This window comes from Staphylococcus sp. GDY8P45P, from assembly GCF_017892745.1.
In the GTDB taxonomy this organism is placed as follows: Bacteria; Bacillota; Bacilli; order Staphylococcales; family Staphylococcaceae; genus Staphylococcus; species Staphylococcus cohnii.
In genome coordinates, this window is the sequence record NZ_JAESLS010000009.1 from 70,205 (window position 1) to 94,963 (window position 24,759).

The 24,759-nt window shown below is 33.7% G+C and carries 21 protein-coding genes; 15 read left to right on the forward strand and 6 right to left on the reverse strand.

The window, feature by feature from the left end; all coding sequences use genetic code 11:
• Positions 1 to 422 precede the first annotated feature (422 nt).
• Entirely contained in the window at positions 423 to 1,367 is a 945-nt protein-coding gene (locus KA873_RS10170; RefSeq protein ID WP_107385839.1) for a LacI family DNA-binding transcriptional regulator, read from the reverse strand.
• A 145-nt stretch (positions 1,368 to 1,512) separates the two neighbouring features.
• Between KA873_RS10170 and eda the strand changes: the two genes are divergently transcribed.
• Genes eda through KA873_RS10210 form a run of 8 tightly spaced genes read left to right on the forward strand, consistent with a single transcriptional unit; the run spans position 1,513 to position 9,223 of the window.
• Entirely contained in the window at positions 1,513 to 2,130 is a 618-nt protein-coding gene (gene eda / locus KA873_RS10175; RefSeq protein WP_210140299.1) for a bifunctional 4-hydroxy-2-oxoglutarate aldolase/2-dehydro-3-deoxy-phosphogluconate aldolase, read from the forward strand.
• Between the two features lie 2 nt (positions 2,131 to 2,132).
• Positions 2,133 to 3,104, forward strand: coding sequence for a sugar kinase (locus tag KA873_RS10180; RefSeq protein ID WP_119535619.1), 972 nt, complete (start codon positions 2,133 to 2,135; stop codon positions 3,102 to 3,104).
• A gap of 28 nt (positions 3,105 to 3,132) precedes the next feature.
• Positions 3,133 to 4,170 (forward strand): TRAP transporter substrate-binding protein, encoded by a 1,038-nt coding sequence (locus KA873_RS10185; RefSeq protein WP_210140300.1) that lies wholly within the window; start codon positions 3,133 to 3,135, stop codon positions 4,168 to 4,170.
• On the forward strand, positions 4,145 to 4,654 hold the full coding sequence (locus KA873_RS10190; RefSeq protein ID WP_210140301.1) for a TRAP transporter small permease: 510 nt from the start codon (positions 4,145 to 4,147) through the stop codon (positions 4,652 to 4,654). Before KA873_RS10185 ends, KA873_RS10190 begins: the two co-directional genes overlap by 26 nt.
• Positions 4,651 to 5,946, forward strand: a complete 1,296-nt coding sequence (locus KA873_RS10195) for a TRAP transporter large permease (protein WP_107384037.1) — start codon at positions 4,651 to 4,653, stop codon at positions 5,944 to 5,946. The genes KA873_RS10190 and KA873_RS10195 overlap by 4 nt, the downstream gene beginning before the upstream one ends.
• Positions 5,947 to 5,961: 15 nt before the next feature.
• Positions 5,962 to 7,368, forward strand: coding sequence for a glucuronate isomerase (gene uxaC / locus KA873_RS10200; protein ID WP_154409574.1), 1,407 nt, complete (start codon positions 5,962 to 5,964; stop codon positions 7,366 to 7,368).
• 2 nt (positions 7,369 to 7,370) lie between these two features.
• Positions 7,371 to 8,402 carry a mannonate dehydratase gene (locus KA873_RS10205; protein ID WP_119535617.1) on the forward strand — a complete coding sequence of 344 codons (1,032 nt, stop codon included), beginning with the start codon at positions 7,371 to 7,373 and terminating at the stop codon, positions 8,400 to 8,402.
• A complete protein-coding gene (locus KA873_RS10210; RefSeq protein WP_210140302.1) occupies positions 8,402 to 9,223 on the forward strand; it encodes an SDR family oxidoreductase in 822 nt (273 codons plus the stop codon). Before KA873_RS10205 ends, KA873_RS10210 begins: the two co-directional genes overlap by 1 nt.
• A gap of 98 nt (positions 9,224 to 9,321) precedes the next feature.
• Here KA873_RS10210 and KA873_RS10215 read toward each other — a convergent pair whose 3' ends face one another.
• Positions 9,322 to 10,182 carry a MurR/RpiR family transcriptional regulator gene (locus KA873_RS10215; RefSeq protein WP_107504790.1) on the reverse strand — a complete coding sequence of 287 codons (861 nt, stop codon included), beginning with the start codon at positions 10,180 to 10,182 and terminating at the stop codon, positions 9,322 to 9,324.
• Between the two features lie 177 nt (positions 10,183 to 10,359).
• Between KA873_RS10215 and KA873_RS10220 the strand changes: the two genes are divergently transcribed.
• The 5 genes from KA873_RS10220 (at position 10,360) to KA873_RS10240 (ending at position 16,877) form a co-directional block, all read left to right on the forward strand.
• Positions 10,360 to 11,850, forward strand: coding sequence for an aldehyde dehydrogenase family protein (locus KA873_RS10220; protein ID WP_210140303.1), 1,491 nt, complete (start codon positions 10,360 to 10,362; stop codon positions 11,848 to 11,850).
• A 28-nt stretch (positions 11,851 to 11,878) separates the two neighbouring features.
• Positions 11,879 to 12,760, forward strand: coding sequence for a 4-hydroxy-tetrahydrodipicolinate synthase (gene dapA, locus KA873_RS10225; RefSeq protein ID WP_107385829.1), 882 nt, complete (start codon positions 11,879 to 11,881; stop codon positions 12,758 to 12,760).
• Positions 12,761 to 12,792: 32 nt separating this feature from the next.
• The gene (locus tag KA873_RS10230; RefSeq protein ID WP_192959449.1) at positions 12,793 to 14,163 is read left to right on the forward strand and encodes a flavin monoamine oxidase family protein; all 1,371 of its coding nucleotides are present in this window, start codon (positions 12,793 to 12,795) and stop codon (positions 14,161 to 14,163) included.
• Positions 14,164 to 14,194: 31 nt separating this feature from the next.
• Positions 14,195 to 15,514 carry an MFS transporter gene (locus tag KA873_RS10235; protein WP_107385827.1) on the forward strand — a complete coding sequence of 440 codons (1,320 nt, stop codon included), beginning with the start codon at positions 14,195 to 14,197 and terminating at the stop codon, positions 15,512 to 15,514.
• Positions 15,515 to 15,803: 289 nt separating this feature from the next.
• Positions 15,804 to 16,877, forward strand: coding sequence for a YkvI family membrane protein (locus KA873_RS10240; protein WP_210140304.1), 1,074 nt, complete (start codon positions 15,804 to 15,806; stop codon positions 16,875 to 16,877).
• A gap of 71 nt (positions 16,878 to 16,948) precedes the next feature.
• On the opposite strand, the gene KA873_RS10245 is transcribed toward KA873_RS10240, so the two are convergent.
• The 3 genes from KA873_RS10245 to KA873_RS10255 all read right to left on the reverse strand — a co-directional run bounded on the left by KA873_RS10245 (position 16,949) and on the right by KA873_RS10255 (position 20,595).
• Entirely contained in the window at positions 16,949 to 18,124 is a 1,176-nt protein-coding gene (locus KA873_RS10245) for an Nramp family divalent metal transporter (protein WP_394859105.1), read from the reverse strand.
• A 60-nt stretch (positions 18,125 to 18,184) separates the two neighbouring features.
• Positions 18,185 to 19,129 carry an agmatinase family protein gene (locus KA873_RS10250; RefSeq protein WP_119535613.1) on the reverse strand — a complete coding sequence of 315 codons (945 nt, stop codon included), beginning with the start codon at positions 19,127 to 19,129 and terminating at the stop codon, positions 18,185 to 18,187.
• A gap of 221 nt (positions 19,130 to 19,350) precedes the next feature.
• Positions 19,351 to 20,595 (reverse strand): Glu/Leu/Phe/Val family dehydrogenase, encoded by a 1,245-nt coding sequence (locus KA873_RS10255; RefSeq protein ID WP_107384029.1) that lies wholly within the window; start codon positions 20,593 to 20,595, stop codon positions 19,351 to 19,353.
• 829 nt (positions 20,596 to 21,424) lie between these two features.
• On the opposite strand from KA873_RS10255, the gene KA873_RS10260 reads away from it, so the two are divergent.
• Together KA873_RS10260 and KA873_RS10265 are read left to right on the forward strand one after the other, a co-directional pair.
• Positions 21,425 to 22,807: an amino acid permease gene (locus KA873_RS10260; protein ID WP_107521414.1), complete on the forward strand. Its 1,383-nt coding sequence runs from the start codon at positions 21,425 to 21,427 to the stop codon at positions 22,805 to 22,807.
• 77 nt (positions 22,808 to 22,884) lie between these two features.
• Entirely contained in the window at positions 22,885 to 23,361 is a 477-nt protein-coding gene (locus tag KA873_RS10265; protein WP_210140310.1) for an SRPBCC domain-containing protein, read from the forward strand.
• Between the two features lie 162 nt (positions 23,362 to 23,523).
• Here the strand turns inward: KA873_RS10265 and KA873_RS10270 are convergent, their stop codons facing one another.
• Positions 23,524 to 24,705, reverse strand: coding sequence for an MFS transporter (locus tag KA873_RS10270; RefSeq protein ID WP_107385821.1), 1,182 nt, complete (start codon positions 24,703 to 24,705; stop codon positions 23,524 to 23,526).
• Between the last annotated feature and the right edge of the window lie 54 nt (positions 24,706 to 24,759).

Genomic DNA, 24,759 nt, shown 5'->3' on the forward strand with positions numbered 1-24,759 from the left:
TGGTTGTGAAATATGTATTCCATAACAGAATATTATATATTCCAACTATGTATTTTAATCATATTTCAGTGCGTAATATAATAGAGATATAGAGGTAGTAAGTACTGATTATTAATAGAAGAGTAAAAGTTAAAACATTTATGATAATCCCTAGCGCCAAAATATTAACTATATATGCGTTTCATAATTTAAAGCTCATAACAAATTTATCTAGAATTTAACTAATATAATAACTCTCCCCATTCATTCACTAAAATAAGGACACCCTATTCTTATTCATTATTATATTATTGAGCAATGATATTAAAAAACTAAGCTTACCTTCTAAATCAGTACAGTTAATATAAACGAACCTCTTGTCAAACATCAAACAAACATATAAACATGCCCAAGCCTTAGAAATAGGTTTGGGCATGTTTATTTTAAATGTTTTTTTGAATTTTAGGATGAAGATGATATGCGGGCGCTGTGACTTCATTTTTAATAACTTTGTCTAAAGTAGCTACAATTGTTTGAGCAATTTCAGCGGTTGGCACGCCAATCGCGTTGACAGGGTAATCTAATTTTTTAATTTGTGGTATATTGTCATATGAATATAGGGTAGGGTGATCTTGTGGTCCAAGTGCATTAATGGTGCCGACTGTAATATCATAGCTACCACAGATAACCCCTGGTGCAAGTGCATGTGCTTGTAAAAATTGTTTGACGGAAGATTCTGTTTCAATTGCATTCAAACTTGTAGAATCAATGATACGATAATCTATTTTGTGTTCGTTACAATATTGAGCAATCGCCTCTTTTTTAGCGATTTGTCGTGTATCGTTTGTATGTATATCACCAATATAATCAATATGGTCTATGCCCTGATCAACCAATGCTTTAATTGCCATAATCATCGCTTCTGAATGATTTACATTTATGATCGGATAAGGAATATCACGATTGACACCATAGGCAACGACAGGAACGTTATTATAAATTTCTGGAGATAAGTTTGTTGCATCACCTTCATCAAAAATGACGATACCATCACAGCCGAATTCAACAAATTTTTTTGAAGCGGCAGCGACATCGTCGATAGACACAAACATGACATAACCTAAATCTTTAATGGCATGATTGATTTCTGAAATAAGATGTGTCACGGCTACACGATCTACAGAAGGCCAGATTAATCCTATTGTGCCGCTTTTCTTTGAGACAAGTGCTCTAGCGGAGTGATTAGGTATATAATTCATTTCTAGAGCTTTTTGTTGAATCATATTTTTTGTTTTTGGTTTTACGAGATGAGAATTTTTAAGTGCTTTACTAACTGTGGAATAGCTGACACCACAGGCTTCAGCAACATCTTTTAAAGTTACAGCCATAAAATTTCTCCTTGAAATTGATTGATTTAAATGCAAATTAATTATACCATAGAGATAAGCATTACAATATTTTTTTGTACAAAAATAACAACGTTGTTATTTTTAAAGGTATTGTAATTGATATCATATTTGAGGGGTTGAAGACATGGATTCAATGAATACAATGAAAGAGATTCAACAAGGTAAACACATTGCTGTCATGCGCACAGAAGATGCAAAATCATTTTTAGATATTGCACATACCATTATTGACAAGGACCTTCATACGATTGAGGTAACTTTAACTACGCCGAACGCTATAGAAATTATAGCTGAACTATCAAAAAGGGAGGACGCATTGATTGGAGCAGGAACAGTATTAGATAGCATTTCTGCACGTACTGCCATTTTAAATGGTGCAAAATTTATCGTTAGCCCATCCTTTGATAAAGAAACAGCGAAAATTGCTAACTTATATGATGTGCCATATATTCCAGGCTGTATGACAGTTAAAGAAATGGTTGAGTCATTACGTTATGGTTGCAAAGTCCTTAAACTATTCCCAGCGACACAATTCACACCTAAGTCAATTAAAGATTTCAAAGGGCCATTACCACAAATTGAAATTGTGCCTACAGGTGGTGTTGGTAAAGCAAACCATAAAGAATGGTTAGATGCTGGTAGTTTTGCAGTTGGCATTGGAAGCGAAATCACAAAAATTTATCAACAAGAAGGAAAAGATGCTTTAGAAAGATATATTTCAGAAATAAAAAGCGAGGTATAACAATGACGGTCTATGGTTTTGGTGAAGTATTATTACGTTACACACCACCAAATTATGAACAGTTGAAAGATGCCAATATGTTTAAAGTTAATGTTGGTGGTGCAGAATTAAACGCACTTGTGACACTAGCACAATTTGGACACGAGACTGAAATGTTGACGGTATTACCTAATCACGCGCTTGGTCATTTAGCATTACAAAAAATGTTTCAAACACGTGTAGGTACTGCTTCAGTGAAATATAATAACGGCAGAATTGGCACATATTATATGGAAGAAAGTTTCGGATTTCGTAGTGGCAAAGTCATTTATGATCGTGAACATTCAACGTTTGCTAATCATGGTGAAGATGTAATGGAAGGAATCAATGCTCAAAGCGGTGATTTCTTTGTATTTACAGGTATTACGTTAGCTGTAAATAAAATGATTCGTCATCAAATTGTCGATGTATTAAAGAAACTAAAGCAACAAGGCGTTAAGATAGTGTTCGATATTAATTTTAGAAGTAATTTATGGTCAAAAGAAACAGCAGTACCAATAATCAAGTCTATTTTACCATTTGTCGATGTTCTATTTTTTGGAAAAAAAGATGCTACACATCTACTTGAAACGAACGATTTAGAAGATGACATTCAGACATGTGCAAAAACAATTCAATCCAAATACGACATCGAATTGATGGCATCAAGTAATAGAAATATAGAACAAAGTACATTACAAGGTATTATGCTGACAAAAGAAAAATATATTGAAGGCCAAGCATATACTTACACCGTTTTAAACAGAATTGGTGCTGGTGATGCATTTATGGCGGGGGTATTACATGGACTGAATAAAGAATGGCAACCAGAAGATACAGTAGATTTTGCAACAAAATGTTCTGTTCTACAACATACAACAAATGAAGATGCACTAAGTGTACAAGAAAGTGATGTTTTTAATTTATCAACGCATTTTGGAGAACTGAAGCGATAAAAACTGCAATACAAGGGGATTAATCTTTATGAGGAAATTTATACTCCTTCTTGTAAGCGCATTCTTTGCGATGGGGATGGTATCGATGATGCTTACAAATGAGGAGACGATTGCTAAAACAAAGACCAAAGAAATCATGTTAGCGCATAATCAGCCAACAGAACATCCTGTTCATAAATCATTAAAAATTTTTAAAGATAGATTAGAAAAAGAATCACATGGTCAAATAAAGGTGAATATTTATCCGAATGGTCAACTCGGTAGTGAGCGTGAAGCGATAGAAATGACACAAACGAATGCAATTCAAATGACTAAAGTTTCGGCTGGCGCACTGGAAAGTTTTTCGCCAACGTATTCATTATTTAATATGCCATATTTATTTGAGTCAGAAGATAATTATCGACACGTAATGAAACGTAAAAACGTACAAGATGCTTTCTTTAAATCGACAGACGACCAAGGATTTTTAGGTATTACTTACTATGATGCTGGTATGCGTAATATCTACACGAAAGATAAGAAGATTAAAGACAACAAAGATTTGAAAGGCTTGAAGATTCGTGTTCAACCAGGAAAAACAAGCGTAGATTTAATTAAATCGTTAGGTGGTACGCCAACACCGATGGATTATGGTGAAGTGTACACTGCAATGCAATCAGGTGTTATTGATGCAGCAGAAAATAATGAAACTTCTTTAACAACGAATAACCATGGTGAAGTTGCTAAAAATTATTACTACACAGAACATGCAACCGTGCCCGATATTTTAATTATGAACAAAGAAACCTATGACAGCTTGACGAAACAACAACAAAAATGGTTAGAAGATGCTGCGGATTATTCCACAAAAAAACATGAAGTTATTTGGGATAAAGCAGTGAGCGATGCTAAAAAAACAGCGACAGAAAAAATGGGCGTGAAGTTTCATGATGTAGACAAGTCTACATTTAAAGCGACTTCTAAACCTCTTCAAGATGAATTTAAAAATAATCCTGATACGAAAGAGGATTATAAACTAATCGAGAAGGAGGAACAGCGCTATGAAAAAAGCAAAACAAATCATTGATAAATTGTTGTTAACGCTAGCTGGTATTACGCTTTTTGTAATGGTTATCTTATCGATTTATCAAGTCGCAACACGCTTTATTTTTAACACACCAAGTACGACGAGTGAAGAAATTGTTAGATTCTTGTTGATATGGTTTGGGCTATTGAGTGCTAGTTATGTCTTTGGGATTAAACAGCATATTGCCATTGTATTTATCAGAGAAAAATTACCTGAAAAAGTACAGCTATACTTGGAAAAGATTTCGGACATTATATTAATTATCGTGGCATTCGTGCTCATGATTTGGGGCGGTTTTGAAGTTGTGAAATTGACTTGGTCTCAAATCGCACCGTCAACAGGTTTATCAATGGCCGCGATGTATGGCGCATTGCCTGTTTCAGGAGTATTTATTATATTCTATGCATTTTATAATTTATTAAATACAGAGGAAATGACTGCAGTTCAAGAGCGTGATGAGCTTGAAGGTGGTGATGGCTTATGACAACGATTGCAGGATTAGTATTATTTATCACTTTCTTCATTTTTCTTATCATTGGCTTACCTATTGCATTAGCGATTATTTTAAGTTCTATTATTACGCTGTTATTGATTTTACCATTTGATGTCACTATCGTAACTGCAGCGCAGCGTATGGTAACCGGCATTGATGATTTTACGATGTTAGCGATTCCGTTATTTGTGCTAGCGGGTATCATCATGAACAACGGCGGTATTGCATTTAGATTAGTTAACTTTGCGAAGGTGCTCGTTGGCAGATTACCAGGATCATTAGCTCATACAAATATTGTTGGTAATATGCTTTTTGGTTCTATTTCTGGTTCTAGTGTAGCTGCAGCAGCTGCCATGGGTCGTATTATGGGACCTATGGAAAAAACACAAGGTTATAAAAAAGAATACTCAGCAGCAGCAAATATCGCATCAGCACCTTCAGGTTTACTTATCCCACCGAGTTCACTATTGATTGTTTATTCATTAGTCAGCGGCGGGACATCCATTGCAGCGCTATTTATCGCGGGTTATATTCCAGGAATTTTATGGGGTATTGCGTGTATGATCGTTGCTTATGTAATGGCGAAAAAACAAGGTTATAAAGTATCAGAGAAAATAAGTTGGAAAGATAGATTATTCTTAACATTGGATGCATTACCAAGTTTGTTTTTAATTGTAGTGGTTATCGGCGGTATTGTCGGAGGTATCTTTACAGCAACAGAAGGTGCAGCAGTCGCGGTTTTATATTCTGTAGTACTTTCGTTGATTTATAAAAGTTTAAAAATCAAACAATTATCCAACGTTATCAAAGAAACAGCTGAAATTAGCGGAATGATTTTATTCTTAATCACCGCTTCGGCATTATTTTCACTTGTGATGAGTTATACCGGTTTACCGGAAGCGATATCCAATGGCATTATCTCAATGACTGACAACCCAATTGCATTGTTATTATTAATCAACGTTATTTTATTAGTCATTGGTACTTTTATGGATATTACACCAGCAGTACTTATATTCACACCTATCTTTTTACCGATTTCAGAAGTATTAGGCCTTGATCCAATTCATTTTGGTATCATTATCGCGTTTAACTTATGTATTGGTAATATCACACCACCAGTTGGTAGTGCGTTGTTTGTGGGAGCAAGTGTAGGCGGTGTGCGTGTTGAATCAGTATTTAAATATTTAATTCCATATTTTGTGGCATTAATTATTTTAATGCTAATCATTACTTTTATTCCACAATTATCACTATTCCTTCCGAAATTACTAGGATTATAGAAAAGGAGCAATTATATGACTTTAATTAATGATAATTTTTTATTAAATAGTAAAACAGCAGTAAAGCTATACCAAAAGGTTAAAGATTTACCAATTTATGATTTCCATTGTCATTTAGACCCAAAAGAAATTTACGAAAATAAAAATTATGACAATATTACACAATTATGGTTAGGTGGAGATCATTATAAATGGCGTTTAATGAGAGCTTATGGCATTGAGGAAGCTTTTATTACAGGCAGTGTTGATGATTTTGATAAATTCCAAGCATTTATGCATATGTTACCGTTTGCTATTGTGAATCCAATGTATCATTGGTGTGCATTAGAATTAAAACGCTATTTTAATGAAGATACAGATTTAGATAAAGTGAATATCAGTAAATTATATAAATCACTAAATAAAAAGTTAGCAAAACCTTCACACACACCACAAAATTTAATTAAGCAAAGTAATGTTAAAGTGGTATGTACGACGGATGATCCATGTGATGACTTGAAATATCATAAGTTATTAAATGAAGATAGCAACGTTACATTTAAAGTCATCCCAACGTTTAGACCAGATAGTTATGTTTTCTTAAATAATGAGTCTATCCATACAAAAATCGACCAATTAAATCAAGCGACGGATTGTGACGTTCAAGATTTAAATACTTACATTGATGCGTTAAAAGCGCGTGTACATTATTTTGATAGACAAGGTGCACGTAGTTCAGATCAAAGCTTTGAAAAGACACCGTTAGTAACAGCAACTGTTGAAAAAGCAACTGAAATTTATAATGCGCTAAAACGTGGTGAACAAGTAACAGAAACTGAACAATATGAATTAGCAGGTTATATATTAACTGAAATTAGTAAGGTTTATGAAGAATTAGGTTGGGTTGTACAATTCCACCTTGGACCAACAAGAAATAATAACTCAAGCATGTTTAAAATTACAGGACCAGATAGTGGCTTTGATAGTGTAGGCGAACAGCTAAGTGCTAAAAAATTAAATGTCTTACTAGATCATCTAGAACAAAATCATGCGTTATCAGATACGATTATTTATCCAAATAATGGTAATGACCATTTAATGGTACAAGCAACTGCAGGGAATTTTACTAATAGTAATCACAAAGTCCAACTCGGTGCTGCATGGTGGTTTAATGATACAAAAGAAGGTATGGAGCAACACTTAGTAGAGTATGCTAATGTCGGTTTATTATCTAAATTTGTAGGTATGCTTACTGATTCACGTAGCATGATTTCGTATACACGTCATGAGTACTTTAGAAGAATATTATGTAATTTCTTAGGAGATAGAATTGAAAAAGGTGAGATTCAATTATCAGAAGAAACCATCACTAAAATAGTGAAAGATATTTGTTATAACAATGCAGTGAAATTATTCAAAATAGAAGGCGTTGAGGAGGTATAACCATGGAATTATCATTTCGTTGGTATGGAGAAGATGACCCAGTAACATTAAATAATATTAGACAAATTCCAGATATGAAACAAATTGTTACAGCTATTTATGACATTCCTGTTGGAGAAGTTTGGACTAAAGAAAGAATTGCAGCATTAAAACAGTCAATTGAAGATGCGGGTTTGAAATTTGAAGTTGTAGAAAGTTTACCTGTCAGTGAGGAAATAAAGCTTGGTACAGATAAACGAGATCAACTCATTGAAAACTATAAAACTTCACTGATTAATCTCGCTGAAAATGGTGTTAAAACGGTAACTTATAACTTTATGCCGGTATTTGATTGGACACGTTCGCAATTAGATTATGATTTATCAGATGGTTCCAATACACTGATCTATAACCATGATCAAATTAAAGATATTGATCCACTAACGACGAATTTAAATCTACCAGGTTGGGATGAAAGTTACACACGTGAAGAGATGAATCAACTGATTACATCTTACCGTGAAACATCTGATGATCAACTATGGGATAACTTAAAATACTTCTTAGATGCTGTATTACCAACTGCTATCGAACATGATGTGGATCTGGCTATACATCCGGACGATCCACCTTGGTCGATATTTGGTATACCACGTATCATTAAAAATAAAGAAAGTTACGAACGTTTATTATCCATTAGCAATGATACACATAATGGCATTTGTTTCTGTACTGGTTCATTAGGCGCATTAGCAGAAAATGATTTACCGAGCATGATTCGAACATTTGGTGATCACATTCATTTTGTACACATGAGAAATGTTAAACGTATTGGTGAATATTCATTTATAGAAACAGGCCATTTATCTAAACATGGTTCAGTAGATATGAAAGCCGTTACTGAAGCGCTGAGAGACATTGATTACAAAGGTACCATCAGACCCGACCATGGACGTATGATTTGGGGAGAAACAGGTAAAGCTGGTTATGGCTTGTTCGATAGAGCTTTAGGTGCAACTTATATTAATGGCTTAATAGAAGGAGTGAGTAAATAATGGCAACACAATTTAAAGATGTTAATGTCGTTATTACAGGTGCGACAGGTGTCATTGGTTCTACTTTTGTCAAAGCACTTGTAGAGAAAGGCGCGAATGTGGGAATACTAGGTCGTTCCGAAGACAAAATTGTGGAATTGCAAGATGAAATTGATATAGATAGAGCGCAAACGGTAGGGTTAGTAGCAGATGTGTTAGATAAATCAGCTTTAGAGCAAGCGAAACAAACATTCAATGATAAGTTTGGCGCAATTACGATACTTATCAATGGCGCAGGTGGCAATCATCCTGATGCGACAACGAATGATGAAATGTACGACAAAGCAGGCGACAAAACGTTCTTTGATCTTACAGAAGAAGGTGTAGATAAAGTTTTTAAATTAAACTATACAGGCACATTTTTACCATCACAAGTATTCGGCAAAGATGTTGTTGCTTCTGAAACAGGAACAATTATCAATATTTCATCTATGAACGCATTTACACCGTTGACAAAAATTCCAGCGTACAGTGGTGCAAAAGCTTCAGTAAGTAACTTTACACAATGGTTAAGCACTTACTTTGCGGGACAAATTCGTGTTAATGCAATTGCACCAGGATTTTTCGAAACAAATCAAAATAAGGCATTGCTAAGAAATGAAGACGGTTCATATTCAGAACGTGCTCAAAAAATACTTTCACAAACACCAATGGATCGTTTTGGTGTACCTGAAGATATTTTAGGCACATTATACTGGTTAATGGATCACGATATGAGTGGTTTTGTCACAGGTATTGTAGTTCCAGTTGATGGTGGCTTCTCATCATATTCTGGCGTATAAATAAAATAATCAAGTAAAAAATCAACACTTTCATTTTTATAAGATGAAAGTGTTGATTTTTTTTGTTGAATAACTAGTTGATTAAAATAGCAGTGATTCTATTCGTCATTATAAGTAATATTGTTGCGATATAATACATCTTCTAATTTTTCTAAATTGGATAGTGCATTATCTGAAGTACGTCTGCCAAGTTCCAACACTAATGCATCGATCAGCGCAATAATTGGAATGATTGAAAAATGATCCTTTCTAACAGAAAGTTTTAAAGTAATAGTTGCATACTCTAAAACTGGTGAAGAGTCATAATCTGTGATTAAAATAACACGGTTGCCTTGACGCTTTGTTTCTTTTACAGCTTGAATCACTGAATTTGTGTAGGGTTCAAAAGCGAAGACAATCAATATATCATTTTTAGTCATTTTGGTAATTTTATCAAAAATAGCATCAGTATCATTACTAAGCTGATGAATATTTAAATAAAATTCGTTTAGTAAATGCTCAAAATATAAGGCAGTCGCCCTATAAGGACGTGTACCAAGGATACATACACTCGTTGCATTTTCTATATATTCAACAGCAGTAGCAAAGTTTTCTATTAAGTCAGGTTTTAACGATTGATTTAATAAATCGACGCTTTTATCCCAAACATCAGTCAATGCATAACCTTGTTCATGATTGATGTCACCAAAAGCATTTTTAAGAGAGAATTTAGTTTCATTTGGCAAGGCTTCATTGTAAATATCTTTACGAAAATCATTGAAATTTTCATAATCTAAAGCGTGTATGGTACGCATAACTGTAGAAATTCCAACTTCAGCTTGTTGAGACAATTCTTTAATCGTTATTAACCCTAAGTCTTCAAAATGTTTAAGTATAAAGTCACAGAGTTTTTGCTGTTTTTTGGGTAAACTTTTTTTAACTTTTACAATTTTTGATTTTAAATCTGGATTTTGATTCATAAAAACCAAGCGCCTCGTTTCTGTTCATTCAAATAACTTTATCTATATCATAACAAAGGTTTATAGCAAATAAAAATTCTGAAAAAGAACAAAAATATTCCTTTTATAAATGTAAGGGTTTACATTCGTTCATTCAAGTGATAATATTCTATTTAATAAAAACAAGGGGGTATAAAATTGCTAAATTATAAATTTGAAGATTTAAAACCAAAAGTGCAATCATTTTTGAAAGAAGATATCCAACTTTATATTAATGGCTCTTATTGTAATGCTAATGAAGGAAAGGTATTTGAAGTTTTGGATCCTTCTACTGAAAAGGTCATAACTAATGTACATGAAGCTGATCATGTAGATATTGATTATGCAGTTGATTCAGCAAGAGCAGCTTTTGATAATGGTGAATGGACAAAAATGGAAGCGCATACAAGAAGTAATATTATTTATGATTTTGCACAGTTGTTAAAAGCACATCGAAAAGAGTTGGCTCAACTTGAATCTATTGATAGTGGCAAACCATATGATGTTGCATTAGTGGATGATATAGATGGAACAATTCAACAATTTGAATATTATGCTGGATTTGCAACAAAAATTAGTGGTAAAACCACTCAAATTTCAAATGACTTGGTCAGTTACACGGTTCACGAACCTATTGGTGTTGTTGGACAAATTATTCCTTGGAATTTTCCATTATTAATGGCTTCCTGGAAATTAGGTGCTGCATTGGCCGTGGGTTGTACGATTGTTATAAAACCAGCGACTGAAACGCCATTATCGTTATTATATGCAGCTCAGTTATTTAAGCAGGCTGGCTTTCCTGATGGGGTAGTTAATATTGTTCCTGGCCCAGGTAAAACAGCAGGTGAGGCAATCGTTAATCATTCGAAAATAGATAAAATCGCATTTACTGGTTCTACAAATGTAGGTAAGAATGTAATGAAAAGTGCAGCAGATGAAATAAAAAATGTCACGTTAGAATTAGGCGGTAAATCTCCAGCTATTTTATTAAAAGATGCTGACTTAGATGAAGCGATTGAAGGCGCATTTAGTGGCACAATGTATAACCAAGGACAGAATTGTAGCGCTTGTACGCGTGTTTATGTGCATAGAGATATTTATGAAACTGTTTTAGAGGGATTAAAGGAAAAAGCAGCGTCAATAAAATTAGGTCCAAGTATGGATGATAGTTATGATATGGGGCCGTTGATTTCAAAGAGACAACAAGACAAAGTAATAGATTATATAGAGAAAGGAAAAAAAGAAGGTGCCAGATTAATATTTGGTGGTAATCAAGCATATGAACAGGGGTATTATGTTGAACCTACTATTTTTGCAGATGTGGAAGATGATATGACCATTGCGAGAGAAGAAATATTTGGTCCAGTCATGTCTGTCTTTGTATTTGATGATATTGATGAAGTCATTGATAGAGCTAATGATAGTCAGTATGGTTTAGCTTCAAGTGTTTGGACACAAAATATTAAACACGGTCATTATATATCCAAAAAGTTAGAAGCTGGCACAGTATGGATTAACACAGTCGGTCTTGAAATAGAAACAATGCCTTTTGGTGGTTATAAACAATCTGGTATCGGTAGAGAAATGGGCGGCGAGTATGGATTAGAAAGCTATACGTCAGTTAAAAGCGTCATGATTAATATAGATTAAAATAAAAAAAGATAAGGAGCATAATATTATGTATAAACCATATGGAATGATAGCAGCTTTACCAACACCAATGTTAGAAAATGGAGATATTGATTTTGAATCGTTTGAAAAATTAATCGAACATGTAATTGCAGGAGGAATTCACGGCGTGCTAGTAGGGGGGAGTACTGGAGAATACTCACTGATGACTTTCGAAGAGCGAAAAAAAATCATAGCATTTGTAACATCCCAAGTGAATAAAAGAGTCCAAGTAATGGCAGGAACTGGTTGTCATAGAACGCTTGATACAATTGAATTGACGAATTATGCAGAACATGTTGGTGCAGACTCAGCATTAGTCATCAATCCATATTATATGGTTACAAGTGACGAAGGGATATTAGATCATTATAAAGCTGTGGCTAAAAATGCTGACATTGGCATCGTTATTTATCATTATCCAGATGCAACAGGCGTTGAACTTTCACCTGAATTAATACATGAAATTAGTCAAATTGAAGGTGTGATCGGTATTAAAAATACTGCAGACGGTATTCATACATCTAAATTACTTAACTTAGTGAAAGATAATACAGATTTTGCTTTGTTAAATGGTTTTGAAGATCTATTTTTACCTTCATTATCAATAGGAGCAAATGGTGCAATAGGCCTTGTACATAATTTAGTTCCGGATAAAATTGCAAAACTGTATGAGTTAGTTCAAGAAAATAATGTAAAAGAAGCAGCTGAATTAAATAAGAAATTACTACCTTTATTTAACTTATTAGAAGAAGAAACTGTACCTGGAACAGTTAAAGCTGGTTTGAAAGCATTAGGTATCTCAGGAACTGCGTGCCGCTTGCCGTTACAACCAGCATCTGAATCTTTTGAAAAGAAAATGACACAATTATTGAATGAAATAAATAACTAAGTGCAAGAAAATTAGAATAAGAAGGTGCTAATATGAAAGATGTCATTATTATCGGTGGTGGATTGGCAGGATTATCAGCGGCATGGAGATTAAGTAACCACGATATACTATTATTAGAATCAGAAAATCGTGTTGGTGGACGCGTGATGTCTGAAAGACGTGGTAACTATTGGATGAATTGGGGCGGGCATGTTTATGCAGGCGAAGGATCAGCAACAGATGATTTATTAAAATCTGTAGGTGTTAAGTCATTACCAGTGCCTGGAAAACTTTCTGCTATGCATTTAAATGGAAAACTTTTGTTAGATGGACGAGTAGAATTGTACCCATTTAGAGTGCCTATGTCATGGAAATCTAGACTAGCAATGTTGACTGCAGGTGCAAAAGTAAGAGCTGCAGTGATGAAATATGCGAAGGTTGCTCAAAAGAAAGAAGTTGAAGATTATAGTGTACAACAACAACGCATTTTAGATTTTATGAATAATAAAACATTTTCGGAGTTTACAGGAAAATTACCAGTTGACGCAGATGCTATTTTTAGGCCTACAGTAAGTAGGTCAACAGGTGAACCTGAACAAATTTCAGCTGGTGCAGGCATCGGTTACTTTCATATGATTTGGAATAAAAAAGGCGGTTTATCCCAAAACATAATGGGAGGTCCATCGACATTAACGAACACAATTGCCAACCATTTAAAAAATAAAGTTGAAATCAATGCACACGTCCAAGAAATCATTCATAATCAAGACTTTGTAACAGTGAAATATCAACAAAATGGAACTGAGTTTGTGGAAACTGCAAAGTATGCCATCATAACTACACCAGCACCAATCACACGTAAAATTACAAAAAATTTAAGTGCAAAGCTAGATTATGCACTTAGCCAAATTAAATATGGCCCACATGTGAGTGCATCATTCTTAACAAATGAACAAGGTAAACAAATTTGGGATGATGTGTACGCATTTGCTACTCCCAAGAGATCATTCGATATCTTAATACACAATTCAAATGTCATTCATGCACAACAGAAAAATCGTGAACAGGGCAGTAGCTTTATGACATTTTCACCTGCGAATAGAGGTAAAGCATTAATTGACAAATCTGAAGACGAAATATTAGAAATATACCTGAATGATTTAGAAGAGATTCTTCCTGGGTTTAGAGATTATGTCGTAGAAGCTAAGGTGAATAAATTTCCATATGGATCAGCGTATGTGTATCCTGGACGTGCTGATATACAATCAACATTAATAGAACCAGAAGGGCGTTTGTTTTTAGCAGGCGATTATTTAGGCACGTTTTATACTGAAACAGCAATTCAAACTGGGTATACTGCAGCTCAAAATATTAATAGCTTATTAGGTTTTACCAAAAATAAAGATTTGCGAGAAGTTTTGTAAGCGTTTACAAAAACGATGTGGAGGCTATTTTATGACAAATAAATCTATGGAGGATATGCCCTTTTGCAAGTTTCACATGAAAATTTTTTCTTATGCTAGTGGCAGTTCTTTTGTTGATGGCTATAGTTTAGGAATTATAGCCATCGCACTTTCAGTAATGCAAAATGATTTTGAAATGTCTGTGACGATGATTGGTTTACTAGGTATGGGGACATTAGCAGGTATGGTCATTGGCGGGTTAGTTGGCGGTTATTTTACTGACATATTAGGACGGAAAAAAATGTTTATTATTGATATGTTGTTATTAGGTGTTTTCACCACCGCACAATTTTTTGTTGCAGATCCAATGCAGTTAGTAGTATTGAGACTGTTGATTGGTATTGCACTAGGTACAGATTATCCAATAGCTGGTTCGCTTATGAGCGAATTTGCACCCAGAAAGCATAGGGGAGCATTGTTAGGTGGCATTAATGCATTTTGGTTTATTGGCTATGCTATTTCGTATCTTGTTGGTTATTTTATGCTCCCATTAGGCACAGAGAGTTGGAGATGGATGTTATTAAGCGGGGCTTTACCAATTATCTTTTTATTATTAGCTCGACTTAATATGCCAGAATCTCCACACTGGTTAACAAAACAAGGGAAAAGTGTAGAAGCAGCACAAATTGTAAAAAAAATATTTGGTGACGACGTGGTTGTTTCAAATACAATTCATGAGCATAAGAAAACAAATTTGGCAGATATTTTTAAAAATGGTTATGGCAGACGTACATTTTTTGTTTCTGTATTTTGGTCATTACAAGTGATGACTACATTTGCTATTGGAACGTATATCCCTGAGATTCTTTCACAATTTGGATTCCATGAAGGCTCACAAAAATATTTAGGATCTGCTGTTATTAATATGTTTTATTTAATAGGTATTTTTCCAGCATTATACTTAGTTGAAAAGTATGGAAGAAGACCAACTTTGATATGGCCCTTCTTGATTACTGCACTAGCTTTGTTATCATTAGGTATAGTATCTGGAGGAAACGCTCCATTTCTAATTATACTTGTACTATTTATTATTTACGGTATTTTCAATACAGCTATGGGAAGCCACCAATGGATTTATCCATATGAACTATTCCCAACTTATGTACGTGGTACAGGTGGAGGATTTACTACTACTGTGAGTCGATTAGCATCTGCTTTAAGTACATTTTTCTTTCCGATGATTTTAGAAAATTATGGGTTGAGTATAACAATGTATATTTCATCAACCCTATTATTTATTGGTTTTATACTGTCAATCTATATGGCACCGGAAACGAAAGGGAAAAATTTAGAAGAGGCAGGAGCTATTTAGGTTAAATTTTAAAGTTTTTTGAGTCTAGGTATAAATGAATGGCTTTGATTTAATTGAATACGGTTGTTATGAGCTGAATGAAGTGAAAAAGTTGACTAGATAAATTGTTTATTAACCCTAGTTACTTTTGCTGGGGCGAGACAAAAGCATCTACTATGAAAGTATGATATTTGTCTCGCTCCCGTTTGTTTCGATTTTTGTGTTTTTAATCTATTGGCACAACGATTATTTATTTTGAAAACCTGATAAATAGTACATAGTAACTAACTTTGAAGGGGATGTATGATAAATGAGTAAAGATAATAAGGCTGCAGTTAAGACTGCGCTCGCTTATCTTAGTTTTATAGTTGGCGCAGGATTTACAACGGGCCAAGAACTATTACAATTCTTTGTTAACCATGGAAATTATGCATATATTGCAGTAATTCTTACAGGTATTATTGTAACGTTTGCAACTAGACAAATTTCAAAAATTGGTTATCGTTTGGACGCGAATACATATGAAATTTCATTGAAACATATTTTCGGAAAATATGTCGGTAAGGTAATTGATTATTTAACAATTTTCTTTTTATTTGGTTTAACTGTGGTCATGATTGCTGGTGGAGGCTCTGCGCTTTATCAAGGGTTTGGACTTCCGATGTGGACAGGTTCATTAGCGATTGTAATTTTACTTTTTATTGTACTGCAACTTAAATTTAATAAGATCATGACAATATTAAGCGTAGTTACGCCGTTTTTAGTAATCGCCGTTTTAGTGATTGCGGGCTATAACATTATCAATCCTACAATTCCATTTTCAGAGGTAGCACAATATACAAAACCATCTAAAACGTCTAGTTCCATATGGTGGTGGGATGCAATTGTTTATGGAGGATTAATTATTGGAAATAGCTTTAGTTTCCTAACCATCGTTGGCAGTGATGCTATGAGTCATAAAACAGCGCGTAGGGGAGCGTTTTACGGTGGCCTGTCATTTAGTATATTGTTATTAATTATGACGTGTGGATTAATGGCTAACATCCAAAATGCTAATAGTGTAGATATTCCTACATTATTATTGGCCAATGATATACATCCTTATATAGGTGTATTTATGTCAGCAGTAATGATTGGTGTTATTTTCAATAGCTGTATTGGTATGTTGTATCCATTTTTAAGTAGATTTACACGACCAAGTAGTAAAGGCTACGTTGCACTTTTGGCAATTTCTTTAATTGTAGCTTTTATCTTAAGTTTTATTGGCTTTGTAGATCTTGTAAACTTTGTGTTTAAAACATTTGGCTATATTGGTCTGTTTATCAGTGCTGCATTATTAATTAGATGGGTTTATAATAAATTTAGTGAAAAACGTTTAATGTAATCGCTAAAAATGTAAATAAAAGACGTATAGTAACCAATTTTGTAGACAATTGGACTATACGTCTTTTTAATTTAAGACAAGAAACTTGTAATTGCGTCAACTAGACTATAAAGGCCTAAGAATGTGACGATTAAAACAACGATAAAACCGATAATATTAAGCCAAATGTTATTGACGAAACGGCCCATTAGATTTTTCTTGTTGATGATAATAAAGATTAGTATGGCAACGATAGGTAATATAATACCATTTAAAGCTTGTGCCACTAACAATACTTCTAATGGTTCAAATCCGAGTGAGGATGTTGTAATACCAATAAGGATAATGACTGTAAATACAATCTTGTATTTTTTACTTTCCATGCCACCTTTCCATCCTAATAAGCTACTTATTGTAGCTGCCGCACCAGTAGGGGAAGCAATCGCTGATGAAAGCCCAGCTGCAAACAAACCAATGCTAATTGCAAAGGGTGCAGCATCGCCTAAAACTGGTTTAAGTGGTCCAGAAAGTTGAATAATACTTTTGACTTCATCACCTCGAATTAATGTGGCAGCGGCAATAAGAATAGCTGCCGAAATAATACCGCCAACAGTTATTGAAATAATAGTATCCCAACGCGCAAATTTGAGTTCTTTTATACCATTAAAACGTTCGTGTACCGCTGTAGAGTGGATGAAGAAATTATAAGGGACTACTGTTGTTCCAATTAATGCTATGACAGTTATAATAGAGCCATTCGGAATCGTAGGTACAAATACACCCTTTAAAATACCAAAAATATCTGGCTTAATCACAACCATAGTTGTAATAAAGATGATGCCCATGATTACCATAAGGAAAATCATTATTTTTTCCAAAAATTTATAATTACCAAATAACCCGATAAGTAAAATAATAAAGCCGATGATAGGCGCTACTAGATTTTCTGGTAAATTTAATAGATATGCTGCACCAAGTGAAGTTCCAATTAAATCGCCACTAATATAAGCAGCACAACCAATGGTTACAGCTATTAAGGTAAACCATACAATAATCAGTTTACCTACTTTATGGGCAAACAATTCTTGTATTGCTTCCCCTAAACCTTCTCTTGTTACGAGTGACAGTCGAATAATCATTTCTTGGAGTACGATGGTTGCAACAATTGAGAAAACAACAGCCCATAATAGACTATAACCAAAACCAGCGCCACCTTGTGTCATTGTTGTTACGGTTCCAGGACCAATAAATGAAGCGGTGATAATCATACCAGGACCAAGAGATTTAATAATCTTCCTTACATTTTTGACCAATGTCATCACCCCTCATTATTTCGTTTTATTTAAATAATTTACATGACCCGCAAGTACATATAATACAGCTGTTGAAACGAAGTGTGCAGAGTTCTGGTTTGCGTCTTGCATTGGATAAACTTCTACATAATCCATACCGCATAAGCCTAACGCACCAAACTCATATATCATTGTTAATAGTTCATAAGAACTTAGTCCATTGCCATCTACAGGACCGCCTGGATTAAAGGCAAAGTCTAGTACATCACTGCAAATTGTTAAATAGACGACATCTACATCTTTACTCGCTTGAGCATAAATGTCTCTAGCATATTGTTTTAAATCTTTTGCTGCTCTAATATCATTAATCGTAAGTGTTACTGCACCAGCTTCTTGAGCATAACGGCCTGTCTCTGGTTTGTTTCTAGGACCATGAATACCTGTATGAATGATACTTTCATTACGTATACCATCTGTTTCATATAATCTCATGAATGGGGTATTACGAGCGTAAATTTCTCCTTCATAATCAGGCATGTTGTCATAATGCGCATCCAAATGTATAATGCCCACTTTTTTACCCGTTTCTGTCAGTGACTTAAGAATAGGGTAAGTGACACCATGTTCACCACCAAAACCAACTAAAAATTTCTCGCTTTCCCATAGCCTTTTAGTGAATTTTTCAATGTTTTCATAGCTTTGTTGATTATTGTGCGCAACAAATGGTACATCACCGACATCGCCCATTGTTAAATGTTCGCTAATATCAATATGGTTCAACTCTGGTAAATATTGACTATAACGTGCTGAGCAAACTCTAATTTGTTTTGGACCTAATTCAACACCAGTATAGTCACCCCAGGTACTTTCACCTTCAAAAGGTGCACCATAAACAATAACATCTGTATCTAAATTATCTGTGGATGTAAGATTTTTACCATTTAAAAAACATGGTACATTACCATAAATATTGTTTTTCATAATGTATAACCTCCCCTTTGTTGTAAATAAGTATATATTGGATAATTTTTAATTTCAAACAAATTCAGAAAATTCTATTTTTAAACCTTTTAAAAATGTAAATATATCAATAGGAAAGTATTTTAGTTTTGAAATTTGATTAAATCATGAATACTAAGGTAAAAAAATAAGCTGATTCAAATTCGAATCAGCTTTTTGCGCCATAAAATAGAAAGTAAGTATTATGCCCAGCCACGGAAACGTGTTGCTTCAGCTGTACGTTTTAGACCTACAACATAAGCTGCTAAGCGCATATCCATTTTTCTATTTTCTGCCAAATCATAAATTTTATTAAATGCTTCAACCATCTTTTCTTCAAGTTTCGTGATAATTTCTTCTTCAGACCAATAATAGCCTTGATTATTTTGAACCCATTCGAAATAAGATACCGTTACGCCACCTGCACTAGCAAGTACATCTGGTATGATTAAAACGTCACGGTGCGTTAATATTTTAGTTGCTTCTTGTGTCGTAGGGCCATTGGCTGCCTCTGCCACAATTTTAGCTTTAATTAAATGTGCGTTTGTTTCTGTAATTTGATTAGATAATGCTGCAGGAATTAAAATATCACAGTCGAGTTCAAATAATTTTTCATTAGGAAGGACTTCTTCAAACAATGGTGTTACACGACCATGTTGTTCCTTCAATGCTAGAAGGTGTTCAATATCTAGACCTTCAGGATCATATAAAGCGCCTCGACTTTCCGATATTGCGACAATTTTAGCACCTTTATCATGTAAAATTTTAGCAATGAAACTTCCGGCATTACCAAAACCTTGAATCACTACACGAGAACCTGCAATATTAATATTTCGACGTTTTGCAGCTTCTTCAATTGTGATTACAGCACCTAGCGCTGTAGCACGATTACGGCCTTGCGAACCACCTAAAGAAAGTGGTTTACCTGTAATAAACGCAAATGCATTTGAACGGTTGATTTTACTATATTCATCCATCATCCAGGACATAATTTGGGGGTTTGTATATACATCTGGTGCTGGAATATCACTGGCAGGTCCTACAAATTGCGAGATAGCTTTGACATAACCACGTGATAAACGTTCTAGTTCTAAATTACTCATTTCTCTTGGATCACATATAACGCCACCTTTACCACCACCGAAAGGTAAGTTTGTGATACCGCATTTCATTGTCATCCACATCGATAATGCTTTGACTTCTTCTACATTCACGTCAGGGTGGAAACGGATGCCACCTTTTGTTGGGCCAACAGCTTGATTGTGTTGCGCACGATATCCTTTAAACGTTTTGACAGTGCCATCATCCATGCGTACAGGAATTCGAATTTCTAAAAACCTTAAAGGTTCTTTGACAAGTTCATACATACCATCGTCAAAACCTAATTTATGTAGGGCTTCCTTCATAATTTCTTGAGTCGAAGTTACTAAGTTATTATTTTCTGTCATGTTTATCTCCTCTATCATTACTTCAATATATAAGTTACTTATATATAAATGTTATCGATAATAAGATATAAAATCAATACATAATAACTGAATTTTTATAAAAGTTAGAAAATTCAATTAATATAAAGGTGTATAATTTTTTTGTGAACAAATATTTCATTTTAAGCTTAAATAGTGATTAAATATTGCAGAGGACGCCAAGAAAACACATTACAGTGGTGAAAATCAACATTACAAAATTGGTTAATTATACTTAAATCTTAATAGATATTGAAAGGAGAATGATGTTGTAGATAGTTATATTTAATGTTACTAAAATATAAGTGCTCATGGGATAGTTAAAAGTGATTTTTAATGGTGTACGAAAATGGCTAGCCATGATTAAAGACCATATATTTATTATAATAGTTATATTTTTTTATGACACGTTACATTGTGTATTGCTCATCTATATTGGGACTATGTCATAACTAGACTTCTCTACTATAGCTATGAACAATGAAGAAACATACGTCTTAAATATTTATATTTTACATAGATTTTACCTCGCAATAGTGATATAGAATGAAATCAACATAATGCACAATGAAAATAGAAATAAATCATATAGTAAATGACTCATAAACTTTATAGTATAAATAAAATAATAGTGTAATAACACAATTTTATTTAAAATAATTTTGAGGAATAGTTGTAATTTTCAGAAATAAATAATATTATACAATCAAACATTTTTGATTTATAGTATTTTGCAACTTGAAGTTAAGGGGTATGATTTTAAGTTCTATATGTTGGTTATGTTTTAAAACAAAGGAATTGGAGCAAATTTATGACAAATAAATTAAACAGAGAGTTAAGCAATAGACACATTCAACTTATTGCTATTGGTGGTGCTATTGGTACTGGCCTATTTTTAGGGGCAGGTCAGTCTATCAGTTTGACTGGACCATCGATATTACTCACTTACATTATTGTAGGTTTTGTTTTATTTTTATTTATGCGCGCGATGGGGGAAATGTTGCTTGCTAATACGAAATACAAAACATTTGCAGATATTGCTCATGATCAAATTGGGCCTTTTGCTGGTTTTGTAACAGGATGGACGTATTGGTTAACATGGATAACTTCAGGTATGGCAGAAATTACAGCTGTTGCGAAATATGTAGAATATTGGGTTCCAGATTTACCAAATTGGATTACATCATTAGCTTGTATCTTGATACTCATGACTTTTAACTTAACGAGTACTAAAATGTTTGGTGAGTTAGAATTTTGGTTTGCCATTATTAAAGTTGTAACGATATTGGCACTCATAGTTGTGGGTGTAGTGATGATTATATTTGCGATTCAAACGCCATTTGGAAAAACGAGTATATCTAATATTTATAGTAATGGTGGATTATTTACACATGGTGCTTCTGGATTCTTTATGTCATTTCAAATGGTTGTTTTCTCATTTACAGGTATAGAAATTCTAGGTATTACAGCAGGTGAAACGAGAAATCCACATAAAACGATACCTAAAGCGATCAATAGTGTACCTATTCGTATTTTACTATTTTATGTGGGTGCTTTAGCCGTTATGATGTCAATTATTCCTTGGCAGGATATAGATCCGAACAACAGTCCATTTGTCAGCTTATTTGCATTAATTGGTGTACCGTTTGCAGCTGGTTTAATCAATTTTGTAGTACTTACAGCAGCATCATCGGCTTGTAATAGTGGTATTTTTGCAAATAGTAGAATACTTTTTGGACTGTCGGAAAAAGGTCAAACACACCACTTGCTAATGAAAACGAATCATAGAGGTGTACCTTTTGTCGCAATACTTGTCACTTGTGCGTTGTTATCTATAACTGTACTTTTAAATTATTTTATTCCAAATGCGACACAAGTATTTTTCTACGTAACTGCAATTTCAACTATTTTGTTAGTTGTTGTATGGATGTTCATCATGCATGCTTATGCAAAATATGCGAAATCAAATCCTAACCACCACAAAGAAAGTCAGTTCAAGTTACCAGGTGGTATTCACACTGCAAGGTTTGTACAATTATTCTTTGTCTTTGTGTTGTTGATATTATTTATTGTACCTGACACAAGAATGGGTGTTGTGTTGTCGCCAATATGGTTTATATTATTGGGACTCATCTATTTTAATTACACGAAAAAAGAAAAAGCGCTTCAATCACAATCTAAAGAAAAAGTATAATAAAAAAAATTTTAGGGAATATAACCAAAGTAATGATTACTTATAGGTTATATTCCTATTTTTTTAGGAGGATAAAAATGGCGATACAGTATGCTAAAGATCAATCAGGTGTTTATCAAACAATAAATTTGAAAATCAAGAGTGATGCACATAGTATTTTTGATTATTTAAGTACCACGGAAGGGATACAACAATGGTTTCCTCAATTGTCATTTCAAGAACGCGTAGAAGGTGGAAAAATGTTGTTTCACTTAGATGATAGTGAAGATTTAGAAATGCGTATTACACATTTTGAAGCAAATAAAAGGATTGGTTTTACATGGGATATTGGGAAAGTGAAATTTGAATTATATGAACATCAATCCTATGTAGAACTCATTTTTTATGAGTATTTACCTTTTGAATTTCCACATATTACACTAGATTTTGCTGGATGGCAATTTCAAATAGAAAGTATCAAAAATATTGCCGAAACAGGTAAGCCGTTAGAGCAACAGGATTGTGATTTTGAAGCGAAGAAAACTGAAATTGAAGCCAGTTTAGCGGTGATTTAAAGTGAAATGCATTAAAAATTTATCAAAAAATAAGGCAAGCAAACGGAAACAAATTTCGTTTGCTTGCCTTATTAGTGCGACAAAATATATTGTAACTGATCTTTTGTATTTAAAGAAATCGTTTGTATATCAATGGTTTGTTTAGGTTACATAAGCTTAACGTTAATAACTGGTATTTTTAGCTACTTTTTTTCCATGTAGAATGAAATAAAGTACTATAGATAAAATAACGAGTGCAGCCATAGTGATATATAAATTACGATAACCCATAATTGGGATAAGCACACCTAAAATAAATGGCCCTATACCAGCACCAAAATCTGCAAACATATAGAAAGTAGAAGTTGCGAGTCCAATTTTTTCTACTGGAGACTGTTGTATAGCAATCGCTTGCGCACTTGGAATGATTGTACCGTAACCGATACCAATAAAAATTGCTGAAATAAGTAATAATAAACTTGTATGTGTTGCACTTAAAAGTATGAGTCCAACCATGAAGCTAATTAATACTGGATACATTACCTTATTTTCACCGAAATGATCATAAATTTTTCCAGTAAACGGACGTGTAACAAAGGTACTTACTGCATATACAATAAAGAAGAAACTAGATGCCGTAGCAAGGTTGATTTGTTCTGTATAAACAGTTAAAAACGATAGTACACTAGAATATGCGATACCAACGAATATGATAACAAAGGATATTGGTAATGCTTCTTTTTGGATATAAGCACTAAGCCCTTTTTGCTTAGATTCATTGTCCGTTGTTGACGGTTCTGGTTTTGGTAACCCTTTGATGAATAATGAGATAACAAAAGCGAAAATAATGACTGCCAAGCTAACGATAAAAATAGATTCGAAACCAAATCTTTGATTTAATATGATACCAGTGAATGGTCCGATTGCTGAAGCGGTCGTTACACTTAATGCATAATAACCAATACCTTCACCCTTACGTTTATCTGGAATAATTCTAGATGAAATTGTACCAGTTGCAGTTGAAGATAGACCAAAAGCAATGCCATGTAATAATCTTACTATCATTAATATAAGAAGACTGTTGATTGCAAAGTATAAAGCAACAGTGATGATTGAGAAAATAATACCGTATATTAACACTTTTTTAGGTTGCAGATTATCGATAATTCTTCCCGATACTAAACGTCCAAATAACATACCGATGATGAATATACCAGCTGCTAAACCACCCATGCTTTCCGAGGCGTGGTATTTATCAATCGTAAATATAGTGACAGTGACGATTAATGTATAATGTATTAAATACATTAAAAAGTTTGTCATTGTAATGAAGATAAAATCTTTTGACCAGAGTTTATCGTACATATTTAATACCGTCCTTTAATATAAATTTTTAACCATGATTTATTATAATAGATA

Coding starts and splice junctions, on each gene's coding strand:
- dapA (WP_107385829.1), top strand. CDS start 11,879: ATGTATAAACCATATGGAATGATAGCAGCTTTACCAACACCAATGTTA.
- uxaC (WP_154409574.1), top strand. CDS start 5,962: ATGACTTTAATTAATGATAATTTTTTATTAAATAGTAAAACAGCAGTA.
- KA873_RS10210 (WP_210140302.1), top strand. CDS start 8,402: ATGGCAACACAATTTAAAGATGTTAATGTCGTTATTACAGGTGCGACA.
- KA873_RS10190 (WP_210140301.1), top strand. CDS start 4,145: ATGAAAAAAGCAAAACAAATCATTGATAAATTGTTGTTAACGCTAGCT.
- KA873_RS10270 (WP_107385821.1), bottom strand. CDS start 24,705: ATGTACGATAAACTCTGGTCAAAAGATTTTATCTTCATTACAATGACA.
- KA873_RS10230 (WP_192959449.1), top strand. CDS start 12,793: ATGAAAGATGTCATTATTATCGGTGGTGGATTGGCAGGATTATCAGCG.
- KA873_RS10235 (WP_107385827.1), top strand. CDS start 14,195: ATGACAAATAAATCTATGGAGGATATGCCCTTTTGCAAGTTTCACATG.
- KA873_RS10195 (WP_107384037.1), top strand. CDS start 4,651: ATGACAACGATTGCAGGATTAGTATTATTTATCACTTTCTTCATTTTT.
- eda (WP_210140299.1), top strand. CDS start 1,513: ATGGATTCAATGAATACAATGAAAGAGATTCAACAAGGTAAACACATT.
- KA873_RS10205 (WP_119535617.1), top strand. CDS start 7,371: ATGGAATTATCATTTCGTTGGTATGGAGAAGATGACCCAGTAACATTA.
- KA873_RS10265 (WP_210140310.1), top strand. CDS start 22,885: ATGGCGATACAGTATGCTAAAGATCAATCAGGTGTTTATCAAACAATA.
- KA873_RS10240 (WP_210140304.1), top strand. CDS start 15,804: ATGAGTAAAGATAATAAGGCTGCAGTTAAGACTGCGCTCGCTTATCTT.
- KA873_RS10245 (WP_394859105.1), bottom strand. CDS start 18,124: ATGATTATCACCGCTTCATTTATTGGTCCTGGAACCGTAACAACAATG.
- KA873_RS10260 (WP_107521414.1), top strand. CDS start 21,425: ATGACAAATAAATTAAACAGAGAGTTAAGCAATAGACACATTCAACTT.
- KA873_RS10180 (WP_119535619.1), top strand. CDS start 2,133: ATGACGGTCTATGGTTTTGGTGAAGTATTATTACGTTACACACCACCA.
- KA873_RS10255 (WP_107384029.1), bottom strand. CDS start 20,595: ATGACAGAAAATAATAACTTAGTAACTTCGACTCAAGAAATTATGAAG.
- KA873_RS10215 (WP_107504790.1), bottom strand. CDS start 10,182: ATGAATCAAAATCCAGATTTAAAATCAAAAATTGTAAAAGTTAAAAAA.
- KA873_RS10170 (WP_107385839.1), bottom strand. CDS start 1,367: ATGGCTGTAACTTTAAAAGATGTTGCTGAAGCCTGTGGTGTCAGCTAT.
- KA873_RS10250 (WP_119535613.1), bottom strand. CDS start 19,129: ATGAAAAACAATATTTATGGTAATGTACCATGTTTTTTAAATGGTAAA.
- KA873_RS10185 (WP_210140300.1), top strand. CDS start 3,133: ATGAGGAAATTTATACTCCTTCTTGTAAGCGCATTCTTTGCGATGGGG.